Raw genomic sequence first — 11,946 nt, forward strand, 5'->3', positions numbered from 1 at the left:
GGGGGTGGGCCGGTGTGCTGCTCGGAAAGCCAAGGGGCCGCATCCTTTCCAGTGGTGGGGGTCCGGGTGTCTGTCATCAAAGGTACAGATGAGGGTGAAACGATAGCGTTTAACTAGTGGGGGTGTCGTTGTTTCCGGATCGCTGATGATCGCCGTGGCCCGTGGATCGCTGGTCTAGGAGTGCTCGCGGTCTCGGAGACGGCGGCGCAGCCATGTCAGGGTGGTCGCGGCCGATTCCGCCTGGTAACCGCGCAGATTCGGCGAACGCGATGGGCCGGGGCGGCGACACTGCCGGGTCCAGTAGCCTGCCAGCGCGCATATGAGCCCATCGATCGCGGCGGGGTCGGTGGCGCGGGTGACGGGGTGGTCGGCGAGGATCGGGTCGGGGTCGACCCCTGCGCGCGCGAGTGTGGGACCGAGTGCGACGAGGTCGATCCAGGCCGCGCCGCGACAGGGCCAAGCCCAGTCGACGACGAAGATCGCGCCGTCCGGTCTACGGATCATATTGTCGGGGCGTAGGTCGGTGTGCAGCAGAGTGTTTCCGTCGGCCGCGGTGCGCCACGCGGATTCCAGGTCGGCGAGCCGGTCGAGGCGCGCCCGGGCCCAGGCGTCGAGATCGGCGGGTGGGCCTTGTTCGGCGAAATGGGCCCAGTTTTCGAACATCGGCCCGTATGCGGCGGCGAAGGCGGATGCGTTCGGGAGCGGGCAGGGTGTCAGTGTCTCGGCCAGCCGAGTCACCGTCGCCAACACCGCCGCGCGTTCGTCCGGATGGTCGAGCCGCGGATGATGCCCTGCGACGTCGTCGAAGATCGCGATGAACCAGCCCTCGGCGTCCATTGCCGCTCGCAGTCGTGGCGCCGGAGCATCGTGCGGCAGTGCGGCCGTCGTTTCGGCTTCGTTCCGATAGGCCTGGGCCAGCCCGTCTTCGCATTCGATCGCTTTCACGAACGCCCTCGATCCGTCCACGAGCATCAACCGTGCCGCGACCCCGTGGCTGAAACCGCCGCTCTGACTCGCGGCGGAGCTCACACCGGCTCCGAGGCGATGCTCGATGGCGGCGCGCACCGTCGGTGGCAGATCGGTCCAGTCGATCCGTGTCGCGGTGCCTTCGTCCATGGTCATATCGTGCGGTTCGATCGTCACGTGTTCCAGCGATTTTGCGGGCCCGCGGTGATCAGCGGGTAGCGGGCGAAGGCGCGTGCTGTGACGGCCGACGCGGTAGCGGTCCGCGCACGGCGCTGTGGATCAGGTCGTTCTATGAGCGGGTGAAGAGCATCTCGAACTCGGTGCGAGAGTCACCGGGGGCGACGGGGCCGTGCACGCCGGTGCGTCGGAAGCCGTTGCGCCGGTAAAGGCGTTCGGCCGCCGTATTGCCATCGGCGACCTCCAAACGGATATTGCGGTGCCCGGTGTCGAGCGCGCGGGTGATCACGGCACGGACCAGCAGGTCGCCGACCCCGATGCCACGGGCCTGCGGCGCCACCCACAGGGAGATCAGGTGCAGGGAGTCGGATTCGGTGACCACGCCGACGGTGCCGAGCTCGACGCCCTCGGCCGTGGCGAGGAACTGTGTTCGCGCCGCGAGCAGTTCACGCCAATCCCGTTCGGTGCGATCGCGCGCCGAACGCAGTGTGGACGCGAACGCGTGCGGGGCGTCGGTGAGGGCTCGCAGGCGAATGCGTCGGAATGTCGCCCACTCCTCGACATCCAATGGTCTGACTTCGATCGATGCACGGTCCACCCGGCAATCCTGACCGAACGGTGGCCTCCGCTCGACCGAATTTCGCGGCGGCTGAGAGCGTGCGGGGACGTGGCCGATCGCTACGGTGGAGAGATGACGACGCATCTGACGCATTGGGGAGCGTTCGAGGCCGAGAGTGACGGTGCGCGGTTGACCGCGGTGCGTGCGTGGGCTGGGGACCCCGGAGCCGATGCCGCTGATCGGGAATGTGGCGTCGGCGCAGCATCATCGGACCCGCATCGATCAGCCGCATGTGCGTCGGGGGTGGCTGGATCGTGGGCCCGGCGGTGTCGGGCGCGGCGACGAGGCGTTCGTGCCGGTGTCGAAGGCGCCCAAGAAGTTCTGCGTACGATCCCGGCCGGTGATCGCGATGATGAGGTATGAGATTTCGCGCGTTTTGGCGATCGGCGCATTGGATGCGCACGGCACGTCGTGACGATCAGGAACTGCCGATCCCGGTGACCGCCAAATGGGAGTGGTATCGCAAGGGCAGCAAGCGGCACCGCCGGTTCTATGCGTTGACCGAGCTGATCGCGATCGCCGGCGCCGCCGCCATTCCGGTTGTCGCCGCGACTGAACTGCCCGCACTGGTCGTCGCGTTGCTCGGTGCGACGGTGCTCATTGCCACTGGCGTGCGAACCACTTTCGGGCTGCACGAGAACTGGGTGCAGGACAGTCAGATCAAATACGCCATCGAACGGGAAACTGCGCTGTATCTGGTGAAAGCACCGCCCTATGCGGGTGAGGACGCGGCGGTCGAATTGGTGAAGGCGGTCGAGGCGATCACCTGGGAGGCCGGTCAGAGCTGGGCGGCGCGCAGGCTTCGGATGCCACCGACTTCGGCGGCCGCGTTGGTCGAGCCGCCCGGCTGACGCGAGCTGGTTCGGTCCTCCGCGGCCAACGGTTTCCGGAGACCCGGTGATTCCCTGCCTGGCGGGTCCGGCGCTCGGCGCTCTCCGCGCGCAGGGATGCGTGCCGTGATACGCCACAGCGTGTGCGGTGGTCTACCGGGTTGATTGATGCCTGTAGGCCTGAACGGCTTCGGTCCGAGCCGTCCGTCTTTGTCTGGCTCGTGTCGACGGTCGCGACATCGTCGACTCGCCCACTGACCCGACAGTTCTCGGCCGGTTGCGGCGGTGCGACCCGGTCCGGGGCTATTCGACGCCGAGGGACACTTCGGTCGATTTGATGAGCACCTTGACCGCGGCGCCGACCGAGAGTTCGAGGTCGTCGGCCGCGTCGCGGGTGATCGAGGAGGTGATTTCCTCGCCTCCGGCGAGCCGGACACGCACGACGGCCATCGCCTCCCCTTTGGTGACCGAGACGACGGTGCCATCGAGTTGGTTGCGGGTGCTGAGTCGCATGGGGCGAGCTTACGCAGCGCCGCGCTGGTGGAGCGGGATCTGCGGCCGCATGTCTATCGCATATCAGTACACGTCGCGAACGTAGCGCTTGTCGGTGGACAGCTTCTTGACGTACGCGTCGGCGTCGTCGGCGGTGAGGTTGCCGTGATGGGCGACGATGGTCCGCAGAGCTTCGTCGACGTCTTTGGCCATCCGGGAGGCGTCACCGCACACGTAGAAGTGAGCGCCGTCTTCGAGCCATGCCCAGAGCTGGGCGCCGTGTTCGCGCATTCGGTCCTGGACGTAGATCTTGGTGCGTTGGTCGCGGGAGAAGGCGACGTCGAGGCGGGTCAGGATGCCTTCGGTGCGGAGGGCGTCGAGCTCGTCGCGGTAGTAGAAGTCGGTGGCTTCGTGTTGTTCGCCGAAGAACAACCAGTTGAGTGCCTTATCGCCGCGAGCGCGACGGTGGTCGAGGAACCCGACGAACGGGGCGACCCCGGTGCCGGGGCCGACCATGATCGCCGCGGTGGCCGGATCGTCAGGCGGCCGGGCGGGGCGGGCTGAATATGCAGTGGCAGGGGGTGATCGGGGTCGGCGTCGGCCAGATAGCTGGAGCACAGGCCGCCGCGCAGCTGTCCGGCCGAGCTTTCGTAGCGGATCACCGAGACGGTGGTGCGTACCACGGTGGGGTCGTGGAGTGGGCTGGAAGAGATCGAATACAGGCGTGGCTGTACGCGTTTGAACATGTCGACCCATTGCTGAGCAGTGGCGCGGACCGTGAACTCGGCGGCGATATCGACCGGTTGCCTGCCCCACAGCCATTTCGCGAGCCCATCCTTGTTGTCCGGGCGCAGGACGTTCTTCAGAGTCCGGTCACCTGTCTGTTCGCTGATGAACCGGAGTAGCTCGGGGGTGACCTTGGTGAGGTCCAGATGCTGTTCGAGCGCGATCGCCAGCGGTAGGGCACCGCTCTTGGGGACCTCGACGAGCTCGCTGGGATTCAGCCCGGTCACAGCGAGCCACTCCCAGACCAGTCCGAGATCGTTGGCCGGGCGCACACCCAAGGCGTCGCCGACATCGTAGGTGAGACCGGTGCCGGTGAGATCGAAGGCGAATTGCCGCACTTCCTTCTGTGCGCCGGGCAGGCTCAGCAGTCGGTTGCCGACGAGGCGGCCCACGGGCGCTTCGGGTTTGGTGCGCTTCACTGTCGCGACCGCACCGGTTGTCGCGGGTGATGTGGCGACGGGCGCGGTGGTGGGTGGGGTGGCCGAGAGGGCGGTCAGGACCTGGTCGAGCCAGCTCCGTGCCGGTTCCTCGAAGTCGGGCTCGCAGTCGAGTCGCGGAGCGAGCGGTTCCGCTCCGAGCTCGGCCAGCCGCCGATCGAGCCGCTTGCCATGGCCGCAGAAGTCGTCGTAGTTGGAGTCGCCGAATGCCAAAACGGCATACCGTGTGCCAGCAAGCGCTGAATTCGGGAGCGCGGCAAGAGATTCCCAGAAAGCGGCGCCGTTATCGGGTGCGTCGCCATCACCGAAGGTGCTGCTGATGACGAGTAGGTCCGCATGGCCCGGCAGTGCGTCCGCGCCGGTTTCGTCCATAGCGAGTACCTTCGGCTGGTGCCCGGCAGCTGTCAGCGCGGAGACCACGGGGCCGGTCGCGAAATCTTCCGCATTGCCGGTTTGCGACGCCCACAGCACGACCAACTGTCGTATCGCGGATTTCTCCGGGGTGACCGCGTCCGCGGCGAGTGACGGGGTCGCGGCGGATGGTGCGGAAATGCTGTTGTCCGCGGCATGGATTCCCGCGAGTAGTCCATCGACCCAGTGCGCTGTGTCCGGCGCGAACGGCGCTGTCGTCGGCAGGGTGGGCGCGGCGTTGCCCACGACCGCGCTGTTCCCGATCCCGGCGAGGAACCCCGCGAGGTAGGTGCGCTCGGGATTGCTCAGCGCCGGGGGCGCCAAATCGGTGATGCCGAAAACGGAGGCGGCGGCCAGGGCTCGGCCGGACGTTGTGGTCGAGGCCGTCGCGGAGACCATCGCCGGTGCGGGCGACGGGGCTGTGGGCGCTGCCGCGGGCGTGATGGGTTCGGGCAGTGCCGTGACCTTGGTGAGAGTGACCGCGCAGACCTTGAATTCGGTCTGGAACGAGATCGGGTCGATCGCGTCGTTGGTGACCGCGTTGATGGCGCGGTATTCGCCGAACAGGTCGCTCCAATGGAACGGCGCGAAGGTATTGCCGGGCTGTACTCGATCTGTCACAACGGCGGGCAGGAGGGCGTGGCCACGCCGGGAAGCCACTTCCACCGTGTCTCCGTCGGCGATGCCGAGAGCTTCAGCGTCGCCGGGGTGAATTTCGATGAACGGACCGGCGTTCAACTTGTTGAGCTTGGCGACCTTGCCGGTCTTGGTGAGCGTATGCCACTGATGCTGTACCCGGCCCGTATTGAGCACGAAGGGGTAGTCGTCGTCGGGCATTTCGGCGGCGGTCAGGTGCGGTCGTGCGAAGAAGACCGCGCGCCCGGAGGCGGTGGGGAACCACAGTCCCGGCGTCGTTCCGTCTTCGCGGTGGGCAGGTTGCTGGCTGATGCCGTCGTTGCGGTAGCGAATAGGGTTGCGCGCCGGGCCTTCCGGTGCGACGGGCCACTGTAGTGGTTGTTCGCGGAGCCGGTCGTAGGTGACTCCGCGCAGGTCGTATCCGGTTTTGGGATTCCAGGTACGTTTGATCTCTTCGAAGATCTCTTCGGCACTGCCGTAGGTGAACGCGTCGGCGTACCCCATGGCGCAGGCGATGCGGGCGATGATCTGCCAGTCCGGGATCGCCTCACCCGGTGGCGGCACCGACTGCGGTATCAGGGTCAGATTGCGTTCGGAATTGATCATGACGCCCTCGCCCTCTACCCACAGCGTCGCGGGCAGAACGACATCGGCGTAGGCGTTGGTTTCGGTATCGGTGAACACATCCTGGGTGATCACCAGCTCGGCGGCTTCGAGCCCGGCGAGGACGTTCTTGCGATTGGGCACGGTGGCAACAGGATTGGTGCAGATGATCCAGCACGCCTTGATTTCGCCGTCGGCCATGCGGGAGAACATGTCCACCGTGCCGGTGCCGACCTCGGTACGCAGGGTTCCCGCGGGTAGACCCCAGAGATCTTCGATGAAGGCGCGGTCGGCATCGACGAGCACCGACCGCTGTCCGGGCAGGCCGGGGCCCATATAGCCCATTTCGCGGCCACCCATCGCATTCGGCTGACCGGTCAGGGAAAACGGTCCACTGCCCGGTCGGCAGATCGCGCCGGTGGCGAGGTGCAGGTTCACCAAAGCGTTGGTGTTCCAGGTGCCGTGCGTGCTCTGGTTCAGACCCATCGTCCAGCAGCTCATCCACTCACCGGCTGTGCCGATCAGTTCGGCCGCGCGGCGCAGGTCATCCGCTGCCAGCCCGGTGATTTCGGCGACGGTGGCTGGGTCGTAGTCGCGGAGGAACTCCGGCATCGCCTCCCAGCCCTCGGTGTATTCGGCGATGAATGCGGGATCGGTGTCACCGCTTTCGACGAGCAGATGCAGCAGGCCGTTCAACAACGCCAGATCTGTGCCCGGCCGGATCTGAAGGAAGAGGTCCGCCTTGTCCGCGGTGGCGGTGCGGCGCGGGTCGACCACGATCAACTTCGCGCCCGCCTTGACCCGATCCATCATGCGCAGGAACAGGATCGGGTGACAATCGGCCATATTGGCGCCGATGACGAAGAACACATCGGCCCGATCGAAATCCTCATACGATCCGGGCGGTCCGTCGGCACCGAGCGACAGCTTGTAACCGGTGCCCGCGCTGGCCATACACAGTCGGGAGTTGGACTCGATCTGATTCGTACCGACGAACCCCTTGGCCAGCTTGTTCGCCAGATACTGGGCTTCGAGGGTCATCTGCCCCGACACATAGAACGCCAACGCATCCGGACCGTGCTCGTCCACAATGGCGCGCAGCCGGCGTGCGGTGTCGGCGATCGCCTCATCGACCGGACGGGTGACAGGTTCGGCGCCGCGCTCCGGGCGCACCAGCGCCGTGGTCAATCTGCCGTCCGCGGCAAGCATGTCGGCATGGGTCGCGCCCTTGGTGCACAGCCGACCGCTGTTGGCCGGATGCGATTTGTCGCCCGCGGCCTTCAACACCCGCCGCCGCCCGTCCGGGCCGAGGCCGATATCGAGCACGATCCCGCACCCGACACCGCAGTACGAGCACACGGTACGCACCGTGTCCGACCCAGCACCGGAATCGGTTGCCGCCACAGATATTCCTCCTCGACCCCAAACCTGCACCCGGACAACGGCCACCGTATGAAGCCCCTGTTATCTGGCGGTAACACGATTCGGGTTCGGTCGTTACATTCACCTCGCACCCCGCGAGGCGCGGTTGTGCGCGACTGAGAGCCGCATCACCCGCAGGCGTGGCCTGGCCACCGCCTCACCGATGATGGATCAGGCTGGGTAGACGTGGATTTCGGTGGCTTTGACCGCCGCCCAGAGTTCGGCTCCCGGCTCCAATCGGAGGTCGGCGACGGTGGCAGGGGTGACATCGGCGAGCACCGAGGGACTACCGGCCAGGCGGACGCGAATGGTGTGTGCGTGTTGTTCGATGCCGATGATGGTCACCGGCCAGGCGTTGCGCGGGCTGCCCGTTGGTTGTTCGAGGTGGAGACCGACCGCGTTCGGGGGGAACGCGACGTGCACCGCGCCGGTACTCGGTTCGGCCACCGTGAACGAACCGCCGCATTCGAGGTCGACCGCGGTGTCGTGGGCTGTGCCGCGGTAGAGGTTGAGTCCCACCAGGTTTGCCACATAGTCGGAGCGCGGCTTGCGGGCGACCTCACCGGGCGGTCCTTCTTGGACGATGGTCCCGTTCTCCAGGATGATAAGACGGTCGGCGAGCACCATGGCGTCGAGCGGGTCGTGGGTGACCAGCAGGGTGTGTCCGGGGTAGTCGCGAAGGTGATGGGCGAGGTCCGAGCGGACCTGGAGGCGGGTGCTGGCGTCGAGTGCGGCCAGCGGCTCGTCCAGCAGGAGTAGCCGCGGGTCGGTGGCGAGGGCGCGGGCGAGGGCGACGCGCTGTGCTTGGCCGCCGGAGAGGTTGCGTGGTTTGCCATGGAAGTGGTCGGCGAGTCCCACGCGTTCGAGCCAGTGCGCGGCGACTTCGCGGGCCGCGCCGCGACGGTGGCCGCGGGCGCGCAGCCCGAATGCGACATTGTCGAGTGCGTTCATATGGGCGAACAGCAAATAGTCCTGGAACACCACACCCGCCTCGCGGTGTTCGGCGGGTACGAACACGTTCGGCGGTGCGTCCCAGATGTTCTCGTCGAGTCGGATCCGGCCTTCGGTGAGCGGCGTGAGTCCGGCCAGTGCGCGCAGCGCGGTTGTCTTACCCGCGCCATTGGGACCGAGCAGCGCGACGACTTCGCCGGGACTCGTGGTCAAGGCGAGATCGAGCCGGAATTCGCCCCTGGTGATTCGCAATTCGGCTTCCAGCGTCATACCGCGCCTCGAATCCACCGCTCCCGCAGTGCGACAAGTACCGCGACCGACACCATCAACAGCACCAGGCTGAGTACGATCGCGGCGTCGGGATCGGACTCCAGCGCAAGGTAGACGGCCAACGGCATCGTGGTCGTCTTACCGGGAAAGTTGCCCGCGAATGTGATCGTGGCCCCGAATTCCCCCAGCGCCCGAGACCAGCACAGCACCGCGCCGGCGATCACACCCGGCATCACGGATGGCAGTGTGACGCGCCGGAAGGTCAGCCAGCGCGACGCCCCCAGTGTGGCGGCGGCTTCCTCGAAGCGTGGATCGGCGGCACGCAACGCGCCTTCCACCGAGATCACGAGGAACGGCATCGCCACGAATGCCTCCGCGACGACGACGCCCGCGGTGGTGAAAGGCAGTGAGAAGCCGAACCATTCGTAGAGGTATCGCCCGATCAGGCCTCGCCTGCCGAGGACCAGAAGCAGTGCGACGCCGCCGACGACCGGCGGTAGTACCAGCGGCACTGTCACCAATGCTCGGATCAGTCCGCGCCCGGGTAGTTCGGCGCGGGCCAGCAACCAGGCCAACGGGATTCCGAGGAATAGGCAGATCAGGGTGGCCAGGGTGGCGCACAGCAGGGAAAGCTGTAGTGCCTGCCCGACTTCGGCGCTGAAGAGTCGCTCGGGCAGTGACTCCCACGGTGCGCGCAGCAGCAGCCCGATCAGCGGGACAAGCAGGAATGCCAGACCGCAGACGGCGGGCACCATGAGGATCAGCGGTCGCCGCCCCCGTGTCGCACGCCGTCGCGTCGACGTTCCGATCACGGAGTGCCGAATCCTGCCTTGTCGAATACCGGACGAGCCTTATCCGACTTGATGAAATCGACGAATGCTGTCGCGGCTGCCGAATTGGGGGCCTTGGCCAGCGGTGCGACCGGATAGTCGTTGATCGCCTTATCGGCTTCGGGGAAGTTGATGCCTTCCACTTTGTCGCCCGCCGCTTTCACATCGGTGCGGTACACGAGTGCGGCGTCGACCTCGCCGAGGGTGACCTTGGTCAGCACGGCCTTGACGTCCTGTTCCCTGGTGTCGGGCTGCGGGGTGATGCCCGCGACCTCGAACACCTTCTGGGCGGCAACACCACAGGGGACCTGTTCGGCGCACAGCGCGAGCTTCGGTTCGGTCTTGCCGAAGTCGGCCAGTCCGGTGATGTGGCCGGGGTTGCCCTTGGGCACCGCGATTTCCAGGCGATTGCGCACGAAAGTGACCGGGGTCGCGGTGATCTCGCCCGCGTCGACGACCTGCTGCATATTCTTCGGGGCCGCGGAGGCGAAAACATCGGCTGGTGCGCCCTGCTTGATCTGCTCGGCCAGCGCCGAGCTGGCGCCGTAGCTGTAGACCACCTTGACCCCGGGATGCGCGGCCTCGAACTGTTTGCCGAGCTCGTTGAAGGTTTCGGTCAGCGAGGCCGCGGCGAATACGGTGACCGTGCCGGTGATCTTGTCCGCGCCCGCGGCGGGCTCGGAGGTGTCATCGGAGCCGCAGCCCGCGATCGCCAATGCGGCGACAGCGGCGACGGCCGTGACGCTCAGGGTGCGGGTCATTCTCATCCTCATCAACTTTCTGGTATTTCGACAACGACGTGCGTTGACTTGACCGACGCGACCGCGATGCTGCCGACCTCGAGTCCGAGCTCGTCGACCGACTCACGACTCAGCAGCGACACCAGCCGGAACGGTCCGGCCTGCATCTCCACCTGCGCCATCACGGTGTCCTTGACCACCCGCGTGACGATGCCGCGCATCCGGTTGCGTGCCGACGCCGCGACGATGCTCCCCGGTTCGGCGGCCTCGGCGTTGGCGCGCGCGAACTCCGCCAACTCCGGGCCGCTGACGCCTTTGCGGCCGCTGTCCAGCTGGATGGCGGTCAGCCGGCCCTGATCGATCCACCGGCGCACCGTGTCATCGCTGACACCCATCAGTGCCGCTACTTCGCTGATCCGCAAATTCGTCATGGTTCGCACCCTATTTCCAGATATGCGGTGTGCAAGCGCCGGTCTTCCCTGCACCCCGTGTCGCTTCCTCTCTGTCCGCGCCGACTGACTGTAGCTGAATCCTCATCATCGGCGAAGTAGTAGCATCAACTCCGCAGTTGCTACATCGTGACGTTCTTCTCACCGCAGGAACGGAACCGCCGTGGGGTCTGGTTTCGGCTCTGTTCCGCGCGGCAGGCGCCGCTCCTGCGACGCGGGCGCGCGCCGATCGTGATCGAGCGGCAGCGCAAGAGGACTGAATTGGCGTCGTAGGGAACACGAGGGGCGGGCAAAGATCAGGACCGGGCGTACACGGACGGGACCGGCCCGATCCCACCGGTGACCTCGGTCTCGAGCGCGTGCGCCGACAAATGCCGGTAAATGGCTCGGATCAAGGCTTCGCCGTATTGCCGCAGTTCCCGCGCGCGGTGGCGATTCATGTCATCTCCACGGTGTGGGTCGTCGCCGCCATGTCGATCTTCCGGATGATCGACACCGAGTCGCGGCGTGCGGCCGCGTCCGGCTACGTCGGGGTGGCGGTGAGCGGTCTCGGGATCGCCGCCCTGGGGGTCGGTATCGAGTCGAGTCGACTCGGCCGGTTCGAATTCGGCCTGGCGACGATCTTCATGGGTCTGACGATCGTCGCCATCGGTGCGACATTGATCTCCCGCGTCCGACGCTATATCGGTGCGGCCGTGGCTGTTTGGGGACTGGCGGTCGCTGTCGTCGGAATCGTCAAGATGATCGAGCCCGGCCGCGGCGGCAGTGCCTACGCGGTGTCGGAAGGTGCGGCGTTGACGCCATTCGGGGTCGCGTTGATGGTCGCCGGTGTGACCGTGATCATCGGCGATCGACGGTGGATCGGATTGTCGGTGTATGCCACCGGCGTGCCGCTGATCGGGTGGGGTGTCGTGTTGTTCGTCTTCATCGCCGGATCCGGTCCGGTGAACGCCGGATTCAGCATGGCCGCGATGGGCTTCGGGCTGGGTGTCGCGCTGGTGGGGTACGCCTGGTTCATCGACAACGACACCCTCGTCGGATGGGCCGGTATCGCGGCGGGCTCGTCACTTCTCGTGTACGGCGCGATGGATGTGGCGTCCGGCGAGCGGTCGGCGTTCGGCATGGCCGTCGGGGCGCTCGGCACCGCGGCGTCGGTCGCCTCCATCGTGTTCGTCACCGCCGACAGATCCGGCCGTGTCACTGCCGCGACGGTCAGATCCGACTCGAGGGTTCAGCCGCCGAGGGCTCGCCCGCGATCCGAACGCCATCTGTCCCTGACGAAACGGGTGACCCGGGCGAGGGCATACACGCGCGCCGATTGATATTG

10 protein-coding genes and 2 pseudogenes are annotated in these 11,946 nt (G+C 66.6%); 4 read left to right on the forward strand and 8 right to left on the reverse strand.

The genetic code is table 11. From position 1 onward, the window contains the following. Positions 1–174 precede the first annotated feature (174 nt). Together AB0H61_RS34210 and AB0H61_RS34215 are read right to left on the reverse strand one after the other, a co-directional pair. Positions 175–1,143, reverse strand: a complete 969-nt coding sequence (locus AB0H61_RS34210) for a phosphotransferase (protein ID WP_357311901.1) — start codon at positions 1,141–1,143, stop codon at positions 175–177. A 112-nt stretch (positions 1,144–1,255) separates the two neighbouring features. Continuing rightward, positions 1,256–1,741, reverse strand: coding sequence for a GNAT family N-acetyltransferase (locus AB0H61_RS34215; protein ID WP_357311902.1), 486 nt, complete (start codon positions 1,739–1,741; stop codon positions 1,256–1,258). A 93-nt stretch (positions 1,742–1,834) separates the two neighbouring features. On the opposite strand from AB0H61_RS34215, the pseudogene AB0H61_RS34220 reads away from it, so the two are divergent. The 3 genes and pseudogenes from AB0H61_RS34220 to AB0H61_RS34230 form a co-directional block, all read left to right on the forward strand. Then, positions 1,835–1,888 (forward strand): annotated as a pseudogene (locus tag AB0H61_RS34220) (hypothetical protein); the annotation flags it as partial. A 16-nt stretch (positions 1,889–1,904) separates the two neighbouring features. Further along, positions 1,905–2,177, forward strand: a complete 273-nt coding sequence (locus AB0H61_RS34225; RefSeq protein ID WP_357311968.1) for a hypothetical protein — start codon at positions 1,905–1,907, stop codon at positions 2,175–2,177. Continuing rightward, entirely contained in the window at positions 2,158–2,613 is a 456-nt protein-coding gene (locus AB0H61_RS34230) for a DUF4231 domain-containing protein (protein ID WP_357311903.1), read from the forward strand. The genes AB0H61_RS34225 and AB0H61_RS34230 overlap by 20 nt, the downstream gene beginning before the upstream one ends. A gap of 282 nt (positions 2,614–2,895) precedes the next feature. Here AB0H61_RS34230 and AB0H61_RS34235 read toward each other — a convergent pair whose 3' ends face one another. The 6 genes and pseudogenes from AB0H61_RS34235 to AB0H61_RS34260 all read right to left on the reverse strand — a co-directional run bounded on the left by AB0H61_RS34235 (position 2,896) and on the right by AB0H61_RS34260 (position 10,601). After that, complete coding sequence (locus AB0H61_RS34235; protein ID WP_357311904.1) at positions 2,896–3,105, reverse strand: TOBE domain-containing protein; 210 nt, start codon at positions 3,103–3,105, stop codon at positions 2,896–2,898. 63 nt (positions 3,106–3,168) lie between these two features. After that, positions 3,169–7,367 (reverse strand): annotated as a pseudogene (locus tag AB0H61_RS34240) (bifunctional nitrate reductase/sulfite reductase flavoprotein subunit alpha). Between the two features lie 183 nt (positions 7,368–7,550). After that, entirely contained in the window at positions 7,551–8,600 is a 1,050-nt protein-coding gene (locus tag AB0H61_RS34245) for an ABC transporter ATP-binding protein (protein ID WP_357311905.1), read from the reverse strand. Next, entirely contained in the window at positions 8,597–9,355 is a 759-nt protein-coding gene (modB, locus tag AB0H61_RS34250; RefSeq protein WP_357311964.1) for a molybdate ABC transporter permease subunit, read from the reverse strand. The genes AB0H61_RS34245 and modB overlap by 4 nt, the downstream gene beginning before the upstream one ends. Before the next feature lie 53 nt (positions 9,356–9,408). Continuing rightward, positions 9,409–10,191: a molybdate ABC transporter substrate-binding protein gene (gene modA / locus AB0H61_RS34255; RefSeq protein ID WP_357311906.1), complete on the reverse strand. Its 783-nt coding sequence runs from the start codon at positions 10,189–10,191 to the stop codon at positions 9,409–9,411. An 11-nt stretch (positions 10,192–10,202) separates the two neighbouring features. Continuing rightward, positions 10,203–10,601, reverse strand: coding sequence for a TOBE domain-containing protein (locus AB0H61_RS34260; protein ID WP_357311907.1), 399 nt, complete (start codon positions 10,599–10,601; stop codon positions 10,203–10,205). Positions 10,602–11,026: 425 nt separating this feature from the next. On the opposite strand from AB0H61_RS34260, the gene AB0H61_RS34265 reads away from it, so the two are divergent. Beyond that, positions 11,027–11,941 carry a hypothetical protein gene (locus AB0H61_RS34265; RefSeq protein ID WP_357311908.1) on the forward strand — a complete coding sequence of 305 codons (915 nt, stop codon included), beginning with the start codon at positions 11,027–11,029 and terminating at the stop codon, positions 11,939–11,941. The last annotated feature ends 5 nt before the right edge of the window (positions 11,942–11,946 follow it).

The organism is Nocardia sp. NPDC050710, assembly GCF_040654375.1.
Classification (GTDB): Bacteria; Actinomycetota; Actinomycetes; order Mycobacteriales; family Mycobacteriaceae; genus Nocardia.